24 protein-coding genes are annotated in these 20723 nt (G+C 72.0%); 11 read left to right on the top strand and 13 right to left on the bottom strand.

Translation table 11 applies throughout. The features are described from left to right. Window positions 1-31: 31 nt before the first annotated feature. Entirely contained in the window at window positions 32-739 is a 708-nt protein-coding gene (locus ACZ4UV_RS37040) for an alpha/beta hydrolase (RefSeq protein WP_451020643.1), read from the bottom strand. A 133-nt stretch (window positions 740-872) separates the two neighbouring features. Between ACZ4UV_RS37040 and ACZ4UV_RS37035 the strand changes: the two genes are divergently transcribed. Both ACZ4UV_RS37035 and ACZ4UV_RS37030 read left to right on the top strand, forming a co-directional pair. Continuing rightward, on the top strand, window positions 873-1697 hold the full coding sequence (locus ACZ4UV_RS37035) for a helix-turn-helix domain-containing protein (RefSeq protein ID WP_390047380.1): 825 nt from the start codon (window positions 873-875) through the stop codon (window positions 1695-1697). 317 nt (window positions 1698-2014) lie between these two features. Next, window positions 2015-2194, top strand: a complete 180-nt coding sequence (locus ACZ4UV_RS37030; protein ID WP_089105573.1) for a hypothetical protein — start codon at window positions 2015-2017, stop codon at window positions 2192-2194. A gap of 12 nt (window positions 2195-2206) precedes the next feature. Here ACZ4UV_RS37030 and ACZ4UV_RS37025 read toward each other — a convergent pair whose 3' ends face one another. Next, window positions 2207-2947, bottom strand: a complete 741-nt coding sequence (locus tag ACZ4UV_RS37025) for an SDR family oxidoreductase (protein ID WP_390047382.1) — start codon at window positions 2945-2947, stop codon at window positions 2207-2209. A gap of 295 nt (window positions 2948-3242) precedes the next feature. Between ACZ4UV_RS37025 and ACZ4UV_RS37020 the strand changes: the two genes are divergently transcribed. Then, complete coding sequence (locus tag ACZ4UV_RS37020; RefSeq protein WP_351501637.1) at window positions 3243-3728, top strand: nuclear transport factor 2 family protein; 486 nt, start codon at window positions 3243-3245, stop codon at window positions 3726-3728. Window positions 3729-3804: 76 nt separating this feature from the next. After that, window positions 3805-5379, top strand: a complete 1575-nt coding sequence (gene lnt / locus ACZ4UV_RS37015; protein WP_390047385.1) for an apolipoprotein N-acyltransferase — start codon at window positions 3805-3807, stop codon at window positions 5377-5379. Here the strand turns inward: lnt and ACZ4UV_RS37010 are convergent. Next, the gene (locus ACZ4UV_RS37010; protein ID WP_390047387.1) at window positions 5297-6208 is read right to left on the bottom strand and encodes a Gfo/Idh/MocA family protein; all 912 of its coding nucleotides are present in this window, start codon (window positions 6206-6208) and stop codon (window positions 5297-5299) included. The genes lnt and ACZ4UV_RS37010 overlap by 83 nt on opposite strands. 108 nt (window positions 6209-6316) lie before the next feature. Here ACZ4UV_RS37010 and ACZ4UV_RS37005 point away from each other — a divergent pair, with 108 nt between their 5' ends. Further along, a complete protein-coding gene (locus ACZ4UV_RS37005) occupies window positions 6317-6829 on the top strand; it encodes a DinB family protein (protein WP_451020641.1) in 513 nt (170 codons plus the stop codon). A 112-nt stretch (window positions 6830-6941) separates the two neighbouring features. Further along, window positions 6942-7415, top strand: coding sequence for a hypothetical protein (locus ACZ4UV_RS37000; RefSeq protein ID WP_467844014.1), 474 nt, complete (start codon window positions 6942-6944; stop codon window positions 7413-7415). A gap of 15 nt (window positions 7416-7430) precedes the next feature. Here the strand turns inward: ACZ4UV_RS37000 and ACZ4UV_RS36995 are convergent, their stop codons facing one another. The 7 genes from ACZ4UV_RS36995 to ACZ4UV_RS36965 form a co-directional block, all read right to left on the bottom strand. Next, a complete protein-coding gene (locus ACZ4UV_RS36995) occupies window positions 7431-7949 on the bottom strand; it encodes a hypothetical protein (protein WP_351501626.1) in 519 nt (172 codons plus the stop codon). A gap of 221 nt (window positions 7950-8170) precedes the next feature. Further along, window positions 8171-8857, bottom strand: coding sequence for a uracil-DNA glycosylase (gene ung / locus ACZ4UV_RS36990; RefSeq protein ID WP_390047483.1), 687 nt, complete (start codon window positions 8855-8857; stop codon window positions 8171-8173). A gap of 93 nt (window positions 8858-8950) precedes the next feature. Continuing rightward, entirely contained in the window at window positions 8951-10528 is a 1578-nt protein-coding gene (locus ACZ4UV_RS36985) for an ABC transporter substrate-binding protein (RefSeq protein WP_451020263.1), read from the bottom strand. Window positions 10529-10739: 211 nt separating this feature from the next. Then, window positions 10740-11501: an SDR family oxidoreductase gene (locus ACZ4UV_RS36980; protein ID WP_351501619.1), complete on the bottom strand. Its 762-nt coding sequence runs from the start codon at window positions 11499-11501 to the stop codon at window positions 10740-10742. Window positions 11502-11532: 31 nt separating this feature from the next. Then, complete coding sequence (gene fabG / locus ACZ4UV_RS36975; protein WP_089105586.1) at window positions 11533-12294, bottom strand: 3-oxoacyl-ACP reductase FabG; 762 nt, start codon at window positions 12292-12294, stop codon at window positions 11533-11535. Window positions 12295-12431: 137 nt separating this feature from the next. Continuing rightward, on the bottom strand, window positions 12432-12848 hold the full coding sequence (locus ACZ4UV_RS36970; RefSeq protein WP_351501647.1) for a DUF3037 domain-containing protein: 417 nt from the start codon (window positions 12846-12848) through the stop codon (window positions 12432-12434). 29 nt (window positions 12849-12877) lie between these two features. Beyond that, window positions 12878-13642 (bottom strand): HipA family kinase, encoded by a 765-nt coding sequence (locus ACZ4UV_RS36965; RefSeq protein ID WP_467844008.1) that lies wholly within the window; start codon window positions 13640-13642, stop codon window positions 12878-12880. A 228-nt stretch (window positions 13643-13870) separates the two neighbouring features. On the opposite strand from ACZ4UV_RS36965, the gene ACZ4UV_RS36960 reads away from it, so the two are divergent. Both ACZ4UV_RS36960 and ACZ4UV_RS36955 read left to right on the top strand, forming a co-directional pair. Next, window positions 13871-14671 carry a helix-turn-helix transcriptional regulator gene (locus ACZ4UV_RS36960; RefSeq protein WP_467844005.1) on the top strand — a complete coding sequence of 267 codons (801 nt, stop codon included), beginning with the start codon at window positions 13871-13873 and terminating at the stop codon, window positions 14669-14671. Between the two features lie 174 nt (window positions 14672-14845). After that, the gene (locus ACZ4UV_RS36955) at window positions 14846-15346 is read left to right on the top strand and encodes a Rieske (2Fe-2S) protein (protein WP_293994625.1); all 501 of its coding nucleotides are present in this window, start codon (window positions 14846-14848) and stop codon (window positions 15344-15346) included. A 3-nt stretch (window positions 15347-15349) separates the two neighbouring features. Here the strand turns inward: ACZ4UV_RS36955 and ACZ4UV_RS36950 are convergent, their stop codons facing one another. Then, window positions 15350-15997 (bottom strand): cysteine hydrolase family protein, encoded by a 648-nt coding sequence (locus ACZ4UV_RS36950; protein ID WP_451021447.1) that lies wholly within the window; start codon window positions 15995-15997, stop codon window positions 15350-15352. Between the two features lie 81 nt (window positions 15998-16078). Between ACZ4UV_RS36950 and ACZ4UV_RS36945 the strand changes: the two genes are divergently transcribed. Beyond that, window positions 16079-16546 carry a pyridoxamine 5'-phosphate oxidase family protein gene (locus ACZ4UV_RS36945; protein WP_351502852.1) on the top strand — a complete coding sequence of 156 codons (468 nt, stop codon included), beginning with the start codon at window positions 16079-16081 and terminating at the stop codon, window positions 16544-16546. A gap of 42 nt (window positions 16547-16588) precedes the next feature. On the opposite strand, the gene ACZ4UV_RS36940 is transcribed toward ACZ4UV_RS36945, so the two are convergent. Further along, a complete protein-coding gene (locus ACZ4UV_RS36940; RefSeq protein WP_451021448.1) occupies window positions 16589-17491 on the bottom strand; it encodes a LysR family transcriptional regulator in 903 nt (300 codons plus the stop codon). 74 nt (window positions 17492-17565) lie between these two features. Between ACZ4UV_RS36940 and ACZ4UV_RS36935 the strand changes: the two genes are divergently transcribed. Continuing rightward, on the top strand, window positions 17566-18510 hold the full coding sequence (locus ACZ4UV_RS36935) for a DMT family transporter (RefSeq protein WP_467843999.1): 945 nt from the start codon (window positions 17566-17568) through the stop codon (window positions 18508-18510). A 136-nt stretch (window positions 18511-18646) separates the two neighbouring features. Here the strand turns inward: ACZ4UV_RS36935 and ACZ4UV_RS36930 are convergent, their stop codons facing one another. Further along, complete coding sequence (locus tag ACZ4UV_RS36930) at window positions 18647-19978, bottom strand: aminotransferase class I/II-fold pyridoxal phosphate-dependent enzyme (protein WP_467843996.1); 1332 nt, start codon at window positions 19976-19978, stop codon at window positions 18647-18649. Between the two features lie 36 nt (window positions 19979-20014). Between ACZ4UV_RS36930 and ACZ4UV_RS36925 the strand changes: the two genes are divergently transcribed. Further along, window positions 20015-20704 carry a pyridoxamine 5'-phosphate oxidase family protein gene (locus ACZ4UV_RS36925; protein WP_451022079.1) on the top strand — a complete coding sequence of 230 codons (690 nt, stop codon included), beginning with the start codon at window positions 20015-20017 and terminating at the stop codon, window positions 20702-20704. Window positions 20705-20723: the final 19 nt, after the last annotated feature.

Raw genomic sequence — 20723 nt, 5'->3', positions numbered from 1 at the left:
GCTGCCGGGCCCAGCGAATATCCGCTCGCAATCACCCCAGCTTGAGCAGGAGGTCGGCGAGTTCGGCCGGCATGGTGATCATGCAGTCGTGGCCGGTGGGCAGTTCCCACACCTGCTCGGTCGCGGGCACCGGACGGCGGACGATGCCCTGCGGAACGTTCGCCACGCAGTGGATGTGCGTCCGGGGGATCGTGCGGACGGCGGGATCGTCCAACCGCACCGGCTCCTGCATGCTGCGCACCGCCTGGTCGGACAGCATGCCGCGCAGCCACGCCACGTCCGCCGCCTCGGTCACCCCGAACAGGCCGTAGGGCGGCGGCAGTTCGGGCAGCGGCGGAACCCGCCACCCGCTGCCGGACGCAAGAGCCCTCTCGATCAGGCCCAGGGTCGCGGGCTGGACGTCGGCCGCGGTCTCGCCGTGCTCCGGGACCATCGCGTCGAGATAGACCAGGTGCCCGACGCGATCCGGGACTTCGTTGGCCGCGGAGGAGATGACCAGCCCCGCGTAGCTGTGTCCGACGAGGACGACGTCGGTGAGGTCCTCGTCCCTGATCAGCCCGACGACGTCGGCCACGTGGGTGTCGAGGCCGACGTCCGGGCCGAGCAGAGAGGCCTTCTCGCCATGGCCGGTCAGGGAGGGCGCGTACACCCGGTGCCCCGCCGCCGCCAGCAGGGGGACCACCCGCTCCCAGCACTCGCCGCTGTGCCAGGCGCCGTGTACCAGCAGATACGTCGACATGATCGTGCTCCTCGGTTTGCTCGTCGCCGTCACCCACCACGCTTGCGGCCCGGCCCCGGAGCGGGCAGAGCCCTGGTGGTCCTGGGGGTGACAGGACCAGGCACGAGCGCGGTAGCCGCATTACGGTGGCGGGATGACCGACGAACCGAACCTGCTGGGCTCGTACGTGCGCGCCCGCCGCGAGCTGGTCACGCCGGAGCAGGTCGGCATCCCCGTACAGGGGGTACGGCGGGTGCCGGGCCTGCGCCGGGAGGAGGTCGCGATGCTGGCGGGCATCAGCGCCGACTACTACCTGCGCCTGGAACAGGGCCGCGACCGCAACCCCTCCGTGCAGGTCCTCGAGTCCCTCGCGCGCGTGCTGCGGCTCGACGAGGACGCGACGGCGTATCTGCTCCGCCTCGGCGCCGAGCGGCCCCGCCGGCGCCGGCGCCACGCCCGGAAGGAGACCGTCCCGCCCGGCGTCGCCCAGCTCCTCGCCGCTCTCCCGCTCCCCGCTCTGGTCGAGGGCCGCTACTTCGACGTCCTCGCCGTCAACGCCCTGGCGACCGCGCTGTCCCCGCGTTTCTCGGTCGGCGCCAACCGGCTCCGGGACATGTTCCTCGACCCCGCCGAGCAGGCCCTCCACCCCGGCTGGGAGGAGGCCGGTGCCGGCATGGTCGCCGGTTTCCGGCGCTCCGTCGGGACCGACACGGACGACCCGCGCGTCATCGAGCTCGTCGGCGAACTCTCCCTCGCCAGCCCGCACTTCAGCCGTCTCTGGGCCCGTCACGACGTGGCGTCCTGCGAGGGCGCGGCCAAGGTCGTCGACCACCCCCAGGTCGGCCGGCTACGACTGAACCGGGAGCGGCTGAACGTCAGCGGCGCGGCGGGCCAGACGCTCGTCGTCTACCACCCGGACCCGGGGAGCGGCAGCGCCGAGAAGCTCGCACTGCTCGCCTCGGCGCTGCCGACGGGGTGACGACGGGCTTGGCGTCGGTGGACCGCAAAGGGACGACGAAGGGACGACCGGGCAACGATCAGGCGACGACGGCCGGGCGCCGCATCTCGGCCAACCCCCGGCATCCGCTGCTTTCCTGGGGTTTCGGGCCGCCGCACCCGCTCCGGCAAGGGCGAAGTCCCGCACAGGGGCACAAGGGCCGGCCGAAGCCCCGACGACCCGCCTGGCGAAAGCCAAGGCGCGGCCACCCGCCCGCCGTATCGCCCGTGACCAACCCCATACGGTCTGCGTAGTGGCCCGGTAGCGCACGGTCAGTTCCTGCCCCTACGCTGTTTCGTATGTCCCCCGATTCCCGAACCCCTGGTTCCGTGCGGTCTGCTGCCGAGGTCAACGAGCACATCCGGGCGCTGTGGCTGCGTGCGGGCGGAACGCTGTCGGCCCAGGAGCGGACGGAGTACGAGCTGCTGGTGGTCGAGTGGGCCGCGGCGATCCGCGAGCAGATCATCGAGGCGGCCTGACCGGCTGAGGGGTCAGCGGCCGCCGGAGACGCGCAGCACCGTGCCGGTCGTGTAGGAGGCCTCGGGGGACAGCAGCCAGGCGATCGCGGCGGCGATCTCCTCGGGCCGGCCGGCGCGGCCCAACGGCGTGGTGTGACCGACCCGTTCGGCTCGGCCGGGGTCGCCCATCGCCGCGTGGATCTCCGTGTCGATCACACCGGGTGCCACCGCGTTGACCCGCACGCCGTCGGGGCCGAGTTCCTTCGCGAGGCCCACGGTGAGGGCGTCGACGGCCGCCTTGGTCGCCGCGTAGTGGACGTATTCGCCGGGGCTGCCGAGGGTGGCCGCCGCCGAGGACACGTTCACGATCGCGCCGCTCCCCCGGGCCGCCATCAACCGGGCCGCACGGCGCGAACACAGCAGCGTGCCCAGCAGGTTGACCTCGACCACCCGGCGGAGATCCGAGGTCTCCGCGTCGGCCAGCCGCCCGAACGGCCCGGTCACGGCGGCGTTGTTCACCAGCCCGGTGACGGCCCCCAGTTCCCGCTCCGCCGTGTCGAACAGCCCCTCCACATCGGCCTCCACGGACGTGTCCACCCGGACGACGGCACAGCGCGCCCCGCCCTTGCGTACCCCCTCCGCGACCGCCTCGGCGGCGTCCTCGTCCCGGACGTAACCGATCACCACATCGTGCCCGTCGGCCGCGAGCCGCAGACAGGTCGCGGCGCCGATACCCCGGCTGCCACCGGTGACCACCGTGACGGGACGCACCATCGAAAACCTCCTCGGACCGACCGGACGACGATCTTATGACGGCGGCGCGCGGGAGTTGGTCGCCCCCGGACAGTGCTCGCCGACTTCTTCGGGCGCATGCGCGAGGTCGAATGCGCCCGCCCCGGTCCTCCTCGGTGACGTGGAGTCCGCGTGCCGGGCACGGATACGGAACCCGGATTCCCGTTCGATGCCCCGGCCGTTCCCGGGCCGGGGCCGGAGGGCGGTCCGGTTCGAACATCACCGAATATCGCCCGGGCCCCTTGGCTCCGCCCGCCCCGTGCCCAACACTGAGCCGATGACGCAGCGTGTGGAGCTCGCGACCGTGATGGACCGGCTGGCCGTGGACGAGATGGTCACCGAGTACGCGGTGGCCGTCGACGACGGGGACTGGGCGGCGTACCGGAGGCTGTTCACGGCGGACGGGCGGGCAGACTACCGCTCCGCCGGCGGGATAGAGGGCGATGCCGGGCAGGTGGCCGGGTGGCTCGCGGAGAACCTGACCCTCTTCTCGATGCGGCAGCATCTGATCGTCAACCGCCGGGTGCGGTTCGGGATCCTGGACCACGACACCGGCGACACCGCGCGTCTGCAGGCCGACTACGTCAACCCCATGCGCTTCGCCGGCGGCGACGGCGCCTCCACCGCCCCGGACTTCGTGTGCGGCGGCCGCTACTCCTTCGCGTTCCTGCGCACCCCGGACGGCTGGCGGCTGCGTCAGGTGGTCGTCGAGGAGAAGTGGCGCAGGCTGCCCGACCCGCGTGCGGTGGCCGTGTCCGACTGACCCCGCGCCCATGCCCCCTGTCGGAGATCCCGGCGGGTCCCGCACACTGGAAGGACCCGCAGGCAGGAGGCGATGGATGAGGACCGTCGAGCGCTGGCTCACCTCCCCGTGGCGGCGTTCCTGCGTCGGGGCGCTCGCGGGCGCGCTGCCGGTCCTGGCCTTTCCGGCGCCGTCGCTGTGGTGGTTCGCGTACGTCGCGCTGGTTCCGTGGCTGCTGCTGGCGCGCTCGGCGCCGACCGGGCGGCGGGCGGCGTACGACGGCTGGTGCGGCGGGTTCGGGTTCATGGTCGCCGTGCACCACTGGCTGCTGCCGAGCCTGCACGTCTTCATCTTCCTGATCGCCGGTCTGCTGAGCGTGTTCTGGGCGCCCTGGGGCTGGGTGACGCGCCGGCTGCTGGGCGGGGTGCCGTCGCCGGGGCGGGCCGCGGCCGCGGTGCTGGTGCTGCCGTCGGGCTGGCTGATGGTGGAGCTGGTGCGGTCCTGGCAGGGGCTCGGCGGACCGTGGGGCATGCTCGGCGCGACCCAGTGGCAGGTGTCGCCGGCGCTGCGGCTGGCCTCGGTCGGCGGGGTCTGGCTGCTGAGCTTCCTGGTGGTGGCAGTCAATGTCGCGGTCGCCGTCCTGGTATCCGTGCGGGAGGCCCGCTTGCCGGCGGTGGCCTCGCTGGTGGCCACGGCCGCCGCGACCTCGGCCGCCTGGGCGTGGTCACCGCGCCCGGATGTCGACGGGCACGTCCGGATCGCCGTCGTACAGCCCGGCATCGTCGACGGCACCGACAGCGGCGTCCGGCGGTTCGACCGGGAGGAGCAGCTGACCCGGCAGCTGGCCGGGCAGCATCCCGATCTGATCGTCTGGGGCGAGAGCAGCGTCGGGTACGACCTCGGGGACCGGCCCGACCTCGCTCGGCGGATCGCCGCGCTGTCCCGCGAGACCGGCGCGGACATCCTGGTCAACGTGGATGCCCGGCGTTCCGACCGGCCCGGTATCTACAAGAGCTCCCTGCTGGTCGGCGCCGACGGCCCGACCGGGGACCGGTACGACAAGATGCGGCTTGTTCCGTTCGGCGAGTACATACCGGCCCGCTCCCTGCTCGGCTGGGCCACCTCGGTCGGCAAGGCGGCCGGCGAGGACCGGCGGCGTGGCACCGAGCAGGTGGTGATGGACGTCGGCCACGGGCTGCGGATCGGCCCGATGATCTGCTTCGAGACCGCGTTCCCCGACATGAGCCGGCATCTCGCCCAGGACGGCGCGCAGGTGCTGGTCGGCCAGACGTCGACCTCCTCCTTCCAGGACAGCTGGGCCCCCGAGCAGCACGCGTCGCTGGCCGCGCTCCGGGCCGCCGAGACCGGCCGCACCATGGTCCACGCCACGCTGACCGGGGTCTCCGCCGTCTACGGCCCGGGCGGCGAGCGGATCGGCCCGTGGCTCGGCACCGACGCGAGCACCGCCAGGGTCTACGAGGTGCCGGTCGCCCGCGGGGTCACCCCGTTCGTGCGGTACGGCGACTGGCCGGTGGACGGCGCGCTGCTGGTGCTGGCCGCGTACTGCCTGGCCGAGGGGGTGCGGACGGTCAGGCTGCGCCGGAGCGCCGCCGAACCTCTCGTACCACCTGCTCGCACAGCTCATGAGTCGCCAGTGCGTCCCGGGCGCTGAGCACCTTCCCGGCGCGGACGGCGTCCAGGAAGGCGAGCACGGCCTGTTCTATGCCGCGCTGCCGGGCGACCGGCACCCAGTCGCCGCGCCGCCGGACCGTCGGCTGGCCCTTGTGGTCGACCACCTCGGCGAGGTTGAGGACCTGGCGCTTGGTGTCCTGGCCGGACACCTCCAGGATCTCCTCCGCCGAGCCGCTGAGCCTGTTCATCACGCCGAGCGCCGTGAAGCCGTCGCCGGCGAGCTGGAGGACGACGTGGTGCAGCAGGCCGTCGGCGACCCGGGCCCGGACGGTCACGTCCGCGACCGGGCCGGGGGCGAGGAAGCGCAGGGTGTCGACGACGTGGATGAAGTCGTCGAGGATCATCGTCCGCGGTTCCTCGGGCAGCCCGACGCGGTTCTTCTGCATCAGGATCAGCTCGCGCGGATGGTCGGCGCACTGCACGTAGCCGGGGGCGTGGCGGCGGTTGAAGCCGACGGCCAGCGACACGTTCCGCGCCTCGGCGAGCGCCACGAGCCGTTCGGAGTCGGCGAGCCGGTAGGCGAGGGGCTTGTCGACGTACGTCGGTACGCCCGCCTCCAGCAGCCGGGTGACGATCTCGGGGTGGGCGACGGTGGCCGCGTGCACGAACGCGGCGTCGAGGTCCTGGGCGAGGAGGTCGTCCAGGGTCGCGTGCCGGCGGCCGGCGGGCAGGTGGAGGCTGTCGCCGACCCGGTCGAGGGTGGCGGGGGTGCGGGTCTGGACGTGGAGTTCGAGCCCCGGCTGCACGGCCAGCACCGGCAGGTACGCCTTCTGCGCGATGTCGCCGAGTCCGATGCAGCCGACCTTCACTGACGCTCCCCACGTGGTTGCCCGCGGTTGCCCGCGCCTGCCTGAAGGGAAGCATACGGGCCGATAATCCGTGGTGGGAGGGGCCCGCGGTGGGCCAGGATGCCGGGCATGACGACCGAACGCCGTATGCCCGCCGTGGACGCCGACGACCGCACCATGCTGGAGGGCTGGCTGGAGTTCCACCGGCAGACCCTCGCGGTGAAGTGCGAGGGCCTGACCGACGCCCAGCTCCGGACCGCCTCCGCGGAGCCGTCCCCGCTGTCCCTGATGGGGCTGGTGCGGCACATGGCCGACGTGGAGCGGTCCTGGTACCGCAGGGTCCTCGCCGGGGAGGAGGCGCCGCCGCTGTACTTCAGCGACGAGGACCCCGACGCCGAGTTCCACCTCACCGAGGCGGACACCTGGCAGGAGGCGTACGCGACCTGGCAGGCCGAGATCGGGGCCGCCCGGCAGGCCGCGGCCGGCTTCGATCTGGACGACCTCTCAAAGGGCCGCCACCGCCGCACCGGGCAGCAGATCAGCCTGCGCTGGATCCACACCCACATGATCGAGGAGTACGCCCGGCACAACGGCCATGCCGACCTGATCCGGGAGCGGATCGACGGCGTGACCGGCGACTGACGTCAGTCTGGCACCCGTCCGTCCCCCGTACGGGGCGCGAGATCACCCGTGCGGGGCACCAAAGTCTTGTCGACGGTGTCAACCTCCGCGCCGACCCAGCAGAGTTGCGCGGGTGCATCGAACGACGACCACCGCAGCGCTCCTGGTCACCGTAGCCTTCTCGGCCCTCTCCGGCTGTGTGACGGTCCAGCACCCGGCGGCACCCGGCCCGCCTCCGGGTACGGCGCCCTCGCTGCCGTCGGTGCCCCGCCCGGACGGCAGTGCCGAGCCGAGGGTGGTGCAGGCGCCGGTCAAGGAGGCCCTGGAGATGGTCGGCCCGTCCCGCCCGGCCCGCCGCGTCACACCGGCCGCCTCGCACGCCCCCGCGCCCGCTCCCCCGACCCCCCACCGCGCCCCGGCGGCCCCGCGCGCCGCCACTGCGCACCCCCACGGCGCGCCCCGGTCGCACAGCCCGCAGGCCGACCTCCCCGGCCTCTCCCCCTCCGTCCCGAAGGCGCCCGACGTGTGTGCCCTCGGCAAGCAGTACGGCGGCTGGGACGCGGACAGTCCGCAGGCACGGATCTGCGAGCAGACGTACGGACGTTGAGACGCCGGCGCGACCCTACTTCGGCCGCTGCCGCGGTGGGCCCCAGGAGTCGGCGCCCGGGTCGCCGTCATCCGCGAGCCGTAGTTCCAGGCGGCTGATCGCGGCCCGGACCCCGTTGCCGTACCCATCGTCGCCGAGTGCGGCGGCCGTGCCGCGGGCCCGGTCCAGGTGGCTGCGGGCGGCGTCGGTACGGCCGAGCTTCACATAGTCGGCGGCGAGGTTCAGGTGCAGGGAGGGGTAGAAGCCGCGCAGCCCCGCGGCTCCCTCCGCCTCGTCCGCCTCCTCCGCCTCCTCCGCCGCCGACAACGCCCTGAGGTCCCAGGCGAGTTCGTCGGACGGGTCGTCCTGGGTGTCGGCCAGGTAGTGGGCCAGGGTGCAGCGGTGCACCGGCTCGCCGTGCTCGCCGAGCTCCGCCCACAGGTCGAGCAGGCGCCGGCGGGCCTCCTCACGGTCCCCGGCGTGGTGCAGTATCACGACCTGCCCGATCCGCGTCAGCACGGCGTCGGCTGCCGTACGCTCCTGTCGCTCCGCCACGGGGCCCTCCGGGCTGTAAGCCGTTGTGTGCTGCCGACGCTAGACGGCGCCGCCGGATTTCCTCGTCAGGCGGCGCCGTGGGACCGCGGGCCGGCGGTGGACCGCAGGCCGGCGGTGGCTGATCGCGCAGTTCCTCCCCCAGCCTCCGGCTGGGGGTACCCCCAGCGCCCCTGGCGGGGCGCGTTGCTCCCGGTCGGCTTCGAGGCGCCCTCTGTGGGTGCTCAGCCCAGGTCCGGGATCCGCCAGTCGATCGCCTCGTGGCCCTGGGCCGCCACCGCCTCGTTGATGTGGGTGAAGGGACGGGAGCCGAAGAACTTCTTCGCGGAGAGCGGGGACGGGTGCGCACCCTGGATCACCACGTGCCGGGTCTCGTCGATCAGCCGGAGCTTCTTCTGCGCGTAGCCGCCCCAGAGGACGAAGACGGCCGGGTCGGGCCGCTCGGCGACCGCTCGGATCACCGCGTCGGTGAACTTCTCCCAGCCCTTGTTCTTGTGCGAGTTGGCCTCACCGGCGCGGACCGTGAGGACCGCGTTGAGCAGCAGCACGCCCTGCTGGGCCCACGGCATCAGATAGCCGTTGTCCGGCACGGACTCCCAGCCCAGCTCCTCCCGCATCTCCTTGTAGATGTTCCGCAGGGACGGCGGGATCCGCACCCCGGGGCGGACGGAGAAGCACAGGCCGTGCCCCTGGCCCTCGCCGTGGTAGGGGTCCTGCCCGAGGACGAAGACCTTGACCTGGTCGAACGGCGTCGCCTCCAGCGCGGCGAAGACCTCCTCGCGCGGCGGGTAGACGGGACCCTTCGCCCGCTCCTCCTCGACGAACTCGGTCAGCTCCTTGAAGTAGGGCTGCTGCAGCTCGTCACCCAGAACCCCGCGCCAGGACTCGGGCAGCATGGCGATGTCGGTCACGTCAACGTCCTCACGAATTGCGGTCACTTGCAGATCCTGCCGGTACCGAAAAACCTACAGGCGACCACTGACAACCGGGGCCGGACGGCCGTTTCACCAGCTGGTCTTGCGGTGCAGCTCCCACATCATCATGATCGTCGACGGGTCGAGCGCCTTTTCGCCGCCGGAGATGTCGTCGCTGGCCGCGACGTACTGCCGCCCCTGCCACAGCGGGATCAGCCGCGCGTCGTTGACGAGGATCTGCTGGGCCTCCTCGAAGTCCTTGACGACCTCGGCGCGGTCGCTCTCGCTGCGGGACTGCGGCAGCAGCTTGCCGGTGATCACGGGGGACGGGTAGGGCGTGCCGAGGGCATTCTGCTCACCGACGAAGGGCGCGATGAAGTTGTCGGCGTCGGGGAAGTCCGGGAACCAGCCGCGGCCGAACACCGGGTACTCGCCCTTCTGGTAGCCGACGACGTAGGTCTTCCAGGGCCGGCTCTTCAGGGTGATGGTGAACAGCCCGGAGTCGTCGAGCTGCTGCTTGAGCTCCTGGAACATCTGTCCGGTCTCGGAGCCGTAGCGGTCGGTGGTGTACCAGAAGGTGAGCGGGACGCGCTGGGTGATGCCGGCGTCGGCGAGGATCTTGCGGGCCTTGGAGGTGCTGGGGTCGCCGAAGTCGTCGAAGAAGCCGGTGGTGTGGCCGGTCAGGCCCGCCGGGACCATGGAGTACAGCGGGTCGACGGTGTCCTTGTAGACGGTGTGGGCGATCGCGGCGCGGTCGACGAGCTGGGCGACGGCCTTGCGCACGGCGGGCAGCTTGGCCCACGGGTCCGCGGGGTTGAACACCAGGTAGCTGATGTCCGTGCCGCTGCCGTCGATCAGCTGCAGGTCGGTGCTGCCGTGCGCCTCCAGGGCCACGATGTCGGAGGCGGCGAGACCGCGGTAGGTGACGTCGATGTCCCCGGACCTGAGGGCCTTGACCATGGTGGCCGAGTCCTGGAAGTAGCGGATGGTCACGGCGTCGTTCTGCCGGTCGGCGAAGCCCTGGTAGTTGTCGTTGCGGACCAGTTCGGCCCGCTTGCCGTCCTCGTAGGACTTGAGGGCGTACGGCCCGGAGCCGTGCACGGAGGCGTCCTTGCGCAGCGAGTGGGCCGGATAGTCGTCGGGATCGACGATCGACATGGCCGGGGTGGCGAGCACGAACGGGAAGGTGGCGTCGGGCTTGTTGAGGTGGAAGACCACCTCGCGGTCGCCGGTCGCCTGCACCCGGTCGAGGCTGCCGAGCAGTCCGGCCGGGCCGCTGGGCGCGTTGATGCTCCGGATCCGGTCTATGGAGTACTTGACGCTCTCGGCGTCGAGCTTGTCGCCGTCGGCGAACTTCAGGCCGGAGCGCAGTTCGCAGCGGTAGGTGCGGGAGCCGGAGTCCGTGAAGGCGCACTTCTGCGCGGCGTCGGGCTGCGGGGTGGTGGCGCCGTCGGGGTAGGCGAGCAGTGTCTGGTAGACGTTCCGGAACAGCTCCCAGGAGCCGTCCCACGATCCCGCCGGGTCAAGGGTGCTGGGGGCGCTGGTCGTGCCGACGACGATGGGCCCGCTGTTGTCCGCACTGCTGCCGGAGAGCACCCCGCACCCGGCCACCAGGGTCAGGGACGCGAGCGCGGCGACTCTTCGCAGACCTCGGTTCCGGTTGAACACGCGCACGCTCCTCGATCCGCCGTACCAGGGGTCGGCGGCAGACCATACCGCAGCGTTGCGCGCCTTGAAGCACCCCGGAAACACGGGCGTTGATCGAGTGTGCTATGACGACGTTGTCATCCGGCCGTGCGGATCTTGTACGACGGCGTGGGCGCCGTTTTCCTCACACATGCGGCAAATATCTGTGATGAAAACGACGCCCGGCGATCCGTCAGGCCACGCCGGCGTTGAGGAAGATGCCGCCGTCGACGACGAGCGTCTGGCCGGTGACCCAGTCGGACTGCTCCGAGGTGAGGAACGCGGCGGCGCCGCCGATGTCGGAGGGCACGCCGAGCCGCTTGAGCGGGTAGCCCGCGGCGGCCTCCGCCTCGCGGCCCTCGTACAGCGCTTCCGCGAACTTGGTCTTGACGACCGCGGGGGCGATCGCGTTGACCCGGACGCCGGGGGCGTACTCGTGCGCCAGCTGCTGGGTCAGGTTGATCATCGCGGCCTTGCTGATGCCGTACACGCCGATGAACGGCGAGGCCGAGAGGCCGGCGACGGAGGCGATGTTGACGATGGCGCCGCCGTTCTCCTTCTGCCAGGCGTGCCAGGTCTTCTGGGCGAAGCCGAGGGCGGAGACCACGTTGGTCTCGAACACCTTGCGGGCCACGTCCAGGTCGACGTCGGCGATCGGGCCGAACACCGGGTTGGTTCCCGCGTTGTTGACCAGGTAGTCGACGCGGCCGAAGGCCGCCATGGTGCGCTCGACGACCTCGCTCTGGTGGGCCAGGTCGTGCGCCTTGCCGGCGATGCCGATGACGCGCTCGGAGCCGAGGCTCTCGACGGCCTCCTTGAGGGCGTCCTCGTTGCGGCCGGTGATGGCGACGCGGTCGCCGCGGGCGATCAGCGCTTCGGCGACGCCGTAGCCGATGCCGCGGCTCGCGCCGGTGATGATGGCGACCTTGCCGGACAGCTCGGGCAGTTCAGTCATGTCAGTGTTCCCCAGGTTCCCCGGTGTACTTCTAGTCGAGCGGTCCGCCGGCCACGTACAGCACCTGGCCGGAGACGAAGCCGGCGGCCTCGTTCGTGAAGAAGGCGATGGCGTTGGCGATGTCCTCGGGCTCGCCGACGCGCTGCACGGGGATCTGGGTGGCCGCGGCGGCCTTGAACTCCTCGAAGCCCATCTTCACGCGCTCGGCGGTGGCCTTGGTCATCTCGGTGGCGATGAAGCCGGGGGCGACGGCGTTGGCGGTGATGCCGAACTTGCCGAGCTCGATGGCGAGGGTCTTCGTGAAGCCCTGCAGACCGGCCTTGGCGGCGGAGTAGTTGGCCTGGCCGCGGTTGCCGAGCGCCGAGGAGGAGGACAGGTTGACGACCCGGCCCCAGCCGGCCTCGACCATGTGCTGCTGGACGGCCTTGGTCATCAGGAAGGAGCCGCGCAGGTGCACGTTGAGGACCGTGTCCCAGTCGGACGCGGACATCTTGAACAGCAGGTTGTCGCGGAGCACGCCGGCGTTGTTGACCAGGATGGTCGGGGCGCCCAGCTCCTCGACGACGCGCGCGATCGCGGCGGCGACCTGGGCCTCGTCGGAGACGTCGGCGCCGACCGCGATCGCCTTGCCGCCGGCCGCGGTGATCTTCTCGACGGTGTCCTTGCAGGCGGCTTCGTCGAGGTCGATCACGGCGACCGCGCGGCCCTCGGCGGCCAGTCGTACGGCGGTGGCGGCGCCGATGCCACGTGCTGCACCGGTGACGACGGCCACCCGCTGCTCAGTGCTGGACATTGCTGTTTCTCCTCGCCCTTGAGAACACCTGATCGAGAACCCGGCCGGATGGTGAGCGACCGCTTAGTACCTTCGACAGACGTGACGCTAGAAGCCCTGGCACGCGGTGTCAACGTCACGCCGCGCAGTGTGATCCATTACCTCACCAGGAGGTCCAGCAACCGCTCCGTCTCGGCCGCCGGGTCACGGGTGAGCCCGGTGTGCACGGGTCCCGGCTGGACGACGGTGGAGCGGGGCGCGACCAGCCAGCGGAAGCGCCGCCCCGGGTCGTCGCCGGCCGCGTGCCCCGCCGCCGCGCCGCCCGCGCAGACACCCTCCACCGCCCCGAGCGCGGCCCGCACCCCGGCGACGTCCGCGTCCGGGTCCAGGGCCAGCAGCCGGGCCTCGTCCAGATGGGTACGGGCGCCGACGTAGCCCTTGGCCCGGCAGTACACGAGCACGCCGGCGTTGATGCACTCGCCGCGCTCCACGCGGGGTACGACGCGCAGCAGGGCGTACTCGAAGACGTCCCGGTCGCCGCCCTGGCCGGTGCGGGTGATGTGGCGCTCGGTCATATGTCCGGCCACGTTGATGTGGGTCTCGCTCACTTGGCCCCCTCCATGCCGGTGATGCGCTCGTGGATGACGGCGGCCCGGGCGAGCAGCGGCCGCGCGTAGGTGCGCCGCAGGTCGTCGGGGGTGTCGAAGCCGGGCTCGGCGGCGAGCCAGACGTCGGGGATCTCGGCGGTGACCTCGGCGAGCAGGTCCTCGGTGACCCGGGGCGCCAAGTCCGCGGCGGCCGCCCGGACATCCGGGCCGAACCCGCTCAGCGCGTGGTCGGCGGCATCGTACGGGCGGGCGGCGGAGGCCTCGGCCGACGGCCAGTTGTGCTGCCAGATCATGGTGGCGCCGTGGTCGATGAGCCACAGGTCGCCCTGGTGGACCAGCAGGTTGGGGTTGCGCCAGGAGCGGTCGACGTTGTTGACCAGCGCGTCGAACCATACGATCCGCCCGGCCTCCTCGGGGCTCACCGCGAAGGCGAGCGGGTCGAAGCCGAGGGCACCGGACAGGAAGTCCATGCCGAGATTGGTGCCGCCGCTGCCCCGCAGCAGGTCCTGCACCTGCTGCTCGGGTTCGCCGAGTCCCAGCACCGGATCCAGTTCGACCGTGACCAGCCGGGGCATCCGGAACCCGAGCCGGCGCGCGAGTTCACCGCAGACGACCTCGGCGACCAGCGTCTTGCGGCCCTGCCCCGCGCCGGTGAACTTCATGACGTACGTCCCGAAGTCGTCGCCCTCGACGAGCCCGGGCAGCGAGCCGCCCTCCCGCAGGGGCGTGATGTAGCGGGTCGCGGTGACTTGTCGCAGCATTTTCCCTGGCCATCCAGCTTCTCAACCATGCAGTCGACGACCGGGGTGACCTCCGGCGCGAAGTGAGCATAGTAACCGAGCGTGACAGCGGACGCGCGGGGGGCGGTGGCGTTCACCTGAGATCCATGACTTCAGCGCATACCACATGTTCCCAAGTCTCGTTGGCGTCATGGTCACGGAGACTCCTACGGTGAGGGGCGGAGCCACCGTCCAAGAGGAGTTCGGTCCATGACAGACCTGGTCCGGCGCGACGAACTCGGCGCCTTTCTCCGCGCCCGGCGGGAGGCGACCGACCCGGCGGCGGCAGGCTTCCGGTCCGGGCCGCGGCGCCGCACCCCGGGGCTGCGCCGCGAGGAACTTGCGCAGCTCGCCGGGGTCAGCGTCACCTGGTACACGTGGCTCGAACAGGGCCGCGACATCAGCGTGAACCGGCAGGTCGTCGAAAGCCTGGCCCGCGCGCTGCGGCTCTCCGGGCCGCAGCGCGCGCACCTGTTCACCCTGGCCGCCCTGGTACCGCCGCCCGCGGGTCCGGGGCCGGTGAAGGTCGACCCCCTGCTGGCACGGCTGGTGCGGGAGCTCTCCCCCAACCCCGCTTACGTGATGAACCCGTGGTGGGACCCGCTGGCGTACAACGACGCGTACGCCGAACTGCTCGGTGGTCTCGACCGGCGCTCGGCGGACGAGCGCAACATCCTCTGGATCGTCTTCACGGAGTCGCGGGGTCCGGGACTGTTCGTCGACTGGCCTGGCGAGGCACGCTCCCTCGCCGGCCAGTTGCGCGTGGCCCTCGCCCGGTATCCCGACGATCCGCGCGGCCCCGCGCTGCTGGAATCGCTGCTCTACTCCTCCGAGACGTTCCGCGCGCTGTGGGACGAGCGGAACGTCAGCGGGTTCACCTCCGCCCGGAAGGAGCTACGGCACCCACGGCTCGGACGTGTCGACCTGGACTGTCTGGAACTGGCGGACGCCCATGACGAAAAGCTGTCACTCATGGTCTTCCTGCCCGCCCGGGAGAACGGCTGCGACTAGCGGAATCCCGCCCGCGTCCTCGCCCGGTCAAGACCGACAGCGTACCGACAGCGCTGTTTTACCGAAGCCTCATGTCCAGGTGGTCACTATCTGGATGCCGTCTGAACAGGTGGTGCCCGAAGACCGTACCCCTGGACGGATCAACGAGAAGCTCCGCGGAAGGGAACCCCTCACATGACCAGCGCACCGCTCAACCCCTCGGCCACCCCGGCTCGCCGCACCGTGATGGTGGCGGCCGGAGCCGCAGGGCTCGCCGCCGCGCTGACCGCCTGCGGGTCGTCGGACGACGACTCGTCGAGCTCTACCACCACGAACGGCAACGCGGGCGGTGGCTCCACCACCCAGGACAGCAACGGCTCGGCCGGCGGCTCCACGGCTGCGGCCGGTGGCACCGCGCTCGCCAAGACCACGGACATCCCCGAGGGCGGCGGCACGATCTACAAGGACCAGGCCGTGGTCGTCACGCAGCCGACGTCGGGCACGTACAAGGCGTTCTCGACGAAGTGCCCGCACGCCGGCTGCGCGGTGACCAGCATCGCCAACGGCGAGATCGTCTGCCCCTGTCACGGCAGCAAGTTCGCCATAGCCGACGGCAGCGTGAAGCAGGGCCCGGCGACCACGGGTCTGACGGCGGCCAACATCACGGTCTCCGGCGACCAGATCTCGCTGGCCTGACCCTCAGGACCGCCGGCGCGGTTGTTTGAGGCAGCCGAGCACCTCGTCCGTGGTCGCGACCGTGGCGACCAACGCGAGGGTGTTGCGGACCATCGCGGGGGTGTAGTCGGAGGGCACTCCCGCGACGGCGTCGGCCGGGACGACGACCGTGTAGCCCCGGTTGACCGCGTCGAACACGGCGTTCGGAACGGCCACGTTGGCCGAGACACCGGTGACGATCAGGGTGCGGCAGCCGAGGTTGCGCAGCAGCGGGTCGACGTCGGTGCCCTGGATCGGCGACAGGCCGTGCAGCCGTCGTACGACGAGGTCCTCCTCCGAGACCTCGATGGGGGGCGCGACGCGGACCGCCGTGGTGCCGGAGAGCTGCTGGACGGGCAGCCGTTCGGCGGCGCGGAACAGGCGGGCGTTGCGGTTCGCGCCGCGGCCGTCCGGGCGGCGTTCGGCGATCGCGTGAATCACCTGGACACCGGTGTCGTGCGCGGCGGCGACCAGGCGGGCGATGTTGTTGAGAGCCCCCGACGTCCGTGCCTCACGGGCGAGTTCGGGCAGCGCGCTGTCCGGGCCCAGCACGCCCTGCTGGCACTCGACGGTGAGCAGCACGGTGCTCACCGGGTCGAGGAGTTCCGCGAGCCGTTCGTACGACGACGGCATGACGCCCCCTTCCACCTTGGTGCGGGGCGGGTGACACTAACCGCCATCGCGCGGGAACGGAAGAAGAGACGAGGGGGCCGCATGACCGTCACTCAGCGCCGGGGCCGGAAGATCATGATGACGCCCGGTGAGCTGGACGATTTCCTCACCACGCAGCGCACCTGCCGGGTCGCGACCGTCTCGGCGTCCGGCGCCCCGCACGTCAGCGCCCTGTGGTTCGCCTGGGACGGCACGTCCCTGTGGCTCTACTCGGTGGTGCGCAGCCAGCGCTGGAAGGACCTCAGCCGCGATCCGCGGGTGGCGGTCGTCGTCGACTCCGGGGAGGAGTACGACCAGCTGCGCGGCGTCGAGCTGAGAGGGACCGTCGAGTTCGTGGGCGAGGTCCCGCGCACCGGCGAGCTGGTCGCCGAACTCGACTACATCGAGACGGTGTTCGCCCGCAAGAACTTCGGCCTGGACGAGATGCCGCACGACGGCCGGCACGCCTGGGCGCGGCTCACCCCGACGAAGACCGCCTCTTGGGACTTCCGCAAGCTGGGCTCTGCGTAAGGAAGTTCACGGGCAGGGAAGCCCCACAGGCGGGCAGCGGGCTCAGGCGATCGCCTCGGCCGCGCCGCGCAGCGCCTGCACCGCCGCCCGGATCGAGGGGCGGCGGTCGGCGTCGGCCCGCCAGACGACGTACACATGGCGGCGCACCCGCTGCTTCAGCGGCACCATGAGGACGCCCTCCGGTACCGGGTGACGGCCCAGCAGCGGGGCGATGCAGACGCCCAACCCGGCGGCCACCAGGTTGAGTTGCGTGTGGGTCTCGGCCGCGCGGTGCCCGACGATGGGCTCGATGCCGCGCGAGCGCAGCGTGAACATCAGCCATTCGTGGCAGAACTCGCCCTCGCCCCAGGTGATCCACTCGTCCTCGGCGAACTCCCCCAGGTCCACCTCCTCGCGGTCGGCGAGCCGGTGCCCCACCGGCAGGGCCACCTCGGCGGGGTCGTCCAGCAGGGGCGCCTTGACCAGGCCGTCGGGCAGCGGCATCGGCTTGTTGTACCAGTCCAGGACGACCGCGAGGTCGAGGTCGCCGCGGACGACCCCGGCGATGCCGGCCTCCGGTTCCAGTTCGCTGGAGCGGACGCGCAGCGCGGGGTGCCGGGCGCGCAGGGCGGCCAGTGCGCCCGGGAACAGGCCGCGGGCGGCCGTCGGGAACGCGGACAGCCGGAGCTCGCCGACGACCTGGCCCCGGTGCGCCTCCAGGTCGGACTGGGCCAGCTCGACCTGGGAGAGGATCCGGGCCGCGTGCTCGGCGAGCAGCCGCCCGGCGTCGGTGAGCCGGATGCCCCGGCCGTTCTTCGCGAGGAGCTGCTGGTCCACCTCGCGCTCCAGCTTGCCCATCTGCTGCGACACCGCCGACGTCGTGACGTGCAGGGCCTCGGCGGCGCCGCTGACGGAGCCGTGCCGGGCGAGGGCGTCCAGGGTGCGCAGGCGCTCCACGTTCAACATGTAAGCGATTCTAAGAGGTACCCGGTGAGAAGTCTCGATTGTGCTACGAGGTTGCTTTCCGCATCGTGGAGGCCATGAGCACCGTGACCACCGCCGTGACCAGCGAGCCCGCGCTTGCCGCCGGTCCCTCCCGCCCCCGCCTCGACTGGCGTCTGCGCTTCGGCGCCCTGTCGCTGATCTGGGGCTTCAGCTTCCTCTTCATCAAGGTGGGGACGGAGGGCTACGCACCCTTCCAGGTCACCCTCGGCAGGCTGGTGTTCGGTACGGCGGTCCTTGCGGCGGCGATGGCGGTGAAGCGGCAGCGGCTGCCCCGCGGGGCCCGTACCTGGGGACATCTGGCGGTCGCCGCGTTCCTGCTCAACGCGCTGCCGTTCTCCCTCTTCGCCTACGCGGAGCTGACGATCCCGTCCACGCTGGCCGGGATCTGCAACGCGACCTCGCCGCTGTGGGGGATGGTGCTGTCGCTGGTGGCCCTGTCGGAGGACCGGCCGACGAGGGTCCGGTTCGCCGGACTCGGCCTGGGTTTCGTCGGCGTGCTGACGGTGCTGGGGGCCTGGGAGGGCTTCCACGGCCTGGACGTCACGGGGACCGTCATGGCGCTTCTGGCGTCGCTGAGCTATCCGATCGGGTGGATCCACGTCCGGCGGACGCTGGCCGGGAGGGGCGACTCGCATCTGGCGATGACCGGAGCGCAGCTGCTGGTGGCGACGGTGCAACTGGCCGTGGTGACACCGTTGTTCACGTCCTTCCCGGCGCACTTCGCCCTGGCCCCGCTGCTGGCGATCGCCGCGCTCGGCGCGCTGGGGACGGGACTGGCGGTGCTCGTCCAGTACGGGCTGGTGGCGGAGGTGGGGCCGACCACCGCCCAGATGGTCACCTACTTCATCCCGGTCATCGCCGCCGCGGCGGGGGTCGCGGTGCTGGGCGAGTCGCTGCGGTGGAGCACGCCGGTGGGTGCCGTGATCGTCATCGCGGGGGCCGCGCTCACACAGATGAGGCCCAAGGGGAGTGCCTCCTGAGGCTTTCAGGGGTGTCGGACCAGGCGCCCCTTCAGGGGCGCTGGGGGTTACCCCCAGCCGAAGGCTGGGGGAGGAACTGCGCGACCAGCCACGACGGCGCCGCAGACGGAACATCGCGGCACCTCCAGCGAAGCGCTCAGGCCTGGATCCGGCCCCCCTTCGCCGGTGTCACCGCTCTCGCCACCGCCGCCGCAAGCGAACCAGCCTCCTCGGGTGCCAACGTCGAGACGGTGATGCGGACACCCGGCGGGGTCGACAACCGATAGCGTGCCCCCGGCGCCACCGCCCATCCCTCGTGCAGCAGGCGGGAGACCGCGGCCGTCTCGTCCGGAACCGGGACCCAGACGTTCATGCCGCTGCGGCCGTGTGCCTCGACGCCGTGGTCCGCCAGCGCGCCGATCAGGAGTTCACGACGGGCCCGATAGGCGGCCGCCACCTCCGGGCCGTTCACCGCGCCGTCGGCCCACATCCGGACCACCGTGCGCTGCAGCAGACGGCTCACCCAGCCCGGGCCCAGGCGCTGGCGACCCCGCACCCGGTCGACGGTCACCTCGTCGCCGGTCAGGGTGGCCAGCCGCAGGTCGGGGCCGTAGGCCTTGGCGACCGAGCGGATGAAGGCCCAGTGGTGGGTGGCGCCCGCCAGGGGGTGCAGGGGGAGGTCGACGATGCCGTGGCCGTGGTCGTCCTCGATCAGCAGGGTGTGCGGATGTACGCCCAGGACGGCCCGCAGGGCACGCGCGCGTGCGGCGCTCACCGCGGCGCCGGTGGGGTTGTGCGCCCGGGCGGTGACGATCAGGGCGCGCGCCCCGGACTCCAGGGCCCGGCGCAGGGCGTCGGCACGCGGCCCCTCGTCGTCGACGGCCACCGGGACGGTGCGCAGCCCCAGCGCGGGGATCAGGTCGAGGGTGCGGCCCCAGCCGGGGTCCTCGACGGCGACCGGGTCGCCGGGCCTGAGGTGCGCCAGCAGGACGCGTTCGGCGGCGTCCAGGGAGCCCGAGGTGACGGTGAGCGGCCCGTCGGGCACGCCGTCCGCGGCCAGCTCGGTGCGCGCCATCCGCTCCAGCTCGGGCTCGACGGGGTCGACGCCGTAGAGGACCGGGGCGCGGTCGCACTCGGCCGCCACCGCCGCCAGGACCGGCGCGAGGGCGGGGAGCAGTGCGGGATCGGGGTTGCCGGAGGACAGGTCGCGCACCCCGGCCGGGACGTCGGGGAGCTGGTCCCGTCCGGTGGTGGCCGGCTTCGGCCGGACCCGGCTGCCCCGCCGGCCGGCGGTCTCGATCACCCCGCGCTCGCGCAGGGTCCGGTACGCGGCCGCGACCGTATTGGGATTCACCCCGAGCCTGCTCGCCAACTCCCGCATCGGAGGCAGCAGTTGACCCGGCTCCAGCTCCCCGGAGCCCACCGCGCTCTCGACGCTGGCCGCAATCTCTGCTGCGCCGCGCCCTTCGATCCGATATTCTCCTAGCACAAAGTAGATTATGCACTAGTGCAATGGAGATGCGCAATGGAGACAGCCGCGCCGGGGACCGTACCGGCCCAGCCCGCCGCCTACCCGAAGACCGACCGCACCGTTCCCACCCGTTCCGCCGAGCGGGCGTCGTACGACAGGGAGCTGGTGCACGCGATCCTCGACGAGGGCTCGCTCTGCCACCTCGGCTTCGTGCGGGACGGCGCACCGGTGGTGCTGCCGACGCTGTACGGCCGGGTGGGCGAGGTCCTGTACCTGCACGGCTCGACGGGCTCGCGTCCGCTGCGGATGACCGGACAGGCCGACCCCGGACTCGCGGTGTGCGTGACGGTCACCCATGTCGACGGCCTCGTGCTGGCCCGCTCGGCCTTCCACCACTCGGTCAACTACCGGTCCGTGGTGGTGCACGGCATCGCCCGGCAGGTCACCGACCCCGAGGAGAAGAGCCGTGCGCTGGACGCCCTGGTCGACCACGTGCTGCCGGGCCGGGCCGCCGACTCCCGCCCCGCCAACAAGAAGGAACTGGCCGCGACCGCGGTGATCCGCCTCGACCTGAACGCGGTCTCCGCCAAGACCCGCACGGGCGGCGCGAACGACGAGCCCGAGGACATGGGCCTCCCGTACTGGGCGGGCGTACTGCCACTGCGGAGGGGGTACGAGCCCCCGGTCGCGAACGACGACCTGGCGGCGGACGTTGTGCTGCCTCCGTACCTGAAGAGCGTCTGATCCGACGTTCCGGCAGGGG

This window comes from Streptomyces sp. NPDC028289 (assembly GCF_055565975.1).
The sequence above is the reverse complement of the archived record's forward strand: the minus strand, read 5'-3'. Positions and strand labels throughout refer to the sequence as shown.

Excerpts from the sequence above, each read along its gene's own strand:
- ACZ4UV_RS37040 (WP_451020643.1), bottom strand. The coding sequence starts at position 739 with ATGTCGACGTATCTGCTGGTACACGGCGCCTGGCACAGCGGCGAGTGC.
- ACZ4UV_RS37035 (WP_390047380.1), top strand. The coding sequence starts at position 873 with ATGACCGACGAACCGAACCTGCTGGGCTCGTACGTGCGCGCCCGCCGC.
- ACZ4UV_RS37030 (WP_089105573.1), top strand. The coding sequence starts at position 2,015 with ATGTCCCCCGATTCCCGAACCCCTGGTTCCGTGCGGTCTGCTGCCGAG.
- ACZ4UV_RS37025 (WP_390047382.1), bottom strand. The coding sequence starts at position 2,947 with ATGGTGCGTCCCGTCACGGTGGTCACCGGTGGCAGCCGGGGTATCGGC.
- ACZ4UV_RS37020 (WP_351501637.1), top strand. The coding sequence starts at position 3,243 with ATGACGCAGCGTGTGGAGCTCGCGACCGTGATGGACCGGCTGGCCGTG.
- lnt (WP_390047385.1), top strand. The coding sequence starts at position 3,805 with ATGAGGACCGTCGAGCGCTGGCTCACCTCCCCGTGGCGGCGTTCCTGC.
- ACZ4UV_RS37005 (WP_451020641.1), top strand. The coding sequence starts at position 6,317 with ATGACGACCGAACGCCGTATGCCCGCCGTGGACGCCGACGACCGCACC.
- ACZ4UV_RS36980 (WP_351501619.1), bottom strand. The coding sequence starts at position 11,501 with ATGACTGAACTGCCCGAGCTGTCCGGCAAGGTCGCCATCATCACCGGC.
- fabG (WP_089105586.1), bottom strand. The coding sequence starts at position 12,294 with ATGTCCAGCACTGAGCAGCGGGTGGCCGTCGTCACCGGTGCAGCACGT.
- ACZ4UV_RS36970 (WP_351501647.1), bottom strand. The coding sequence starts at position 12,848 with ATGACCGAGCGCCACATCACCCGCACCGGCCAGGGCGGCGACCGGGAC.
- ACZ4UV_RS36965 (WP_467844008.1), bottom strand. The coding sequence starts at position 13,642 with ATGCTGCGACAAGTCACCGCGACCCGCTACATCACGCCCCTGCGGGAG.
- ACZ4UV_RS36960 (WP_467844005.1), top strand. The coding sequence starts at position 13,871 with ATGACAGACCTGGTCCGGCGCGACGAACTCGGCGCCTTTCTCCGCGCC.
- ACZ4UV_RS36955 (WP_293994625.1), top strand. The coding sequence starts at position 14,846 with ATGACCAGCGCACCGCTCAACCCCTCGGCCACCCCGGCTCGCCGCACC.
- ACZ4UV_RS36950 (WP_451021447.1), bottom strand. The coding sequence starts at position 15,997 with ATGCCGTCGTCGTACGAACGGCTCGCGGAACTCCTCGACCCGGTGAGC.
- ACZ4UV_RS36945 (WP_351502852.1), top strand. The coding sequence starts at position 16,079 with ATGACCGTCACTCAGCGCCGGGGCCGGAAGATCATGATGACGCCCGGT.
- ACZ4UV_RS36940 (WP_451021448.1), bottom strand. The coding sequence starts at position 17,491 with ATGTTGAACGTGGAGCGCCTGCGCACCCTGGACGCCCTCGCCCGGCAC.
- ACZ4UV_RS36935 (WP_467843999.1), top strand. The coding sequence starts at position 17,566 with ATGAGCACCGTGACCACCGCCGTGACCAGCGAGCCCGCGCTTGCCGCC.
- ACZ4UV_RS36925 (WP_451022079.1), top strand. The coding sequence starts at position 20,015 with ATGGAGACAGCCGCGCCGGGGACCGTACCGGCCCAGCCCGCCGCCTAC.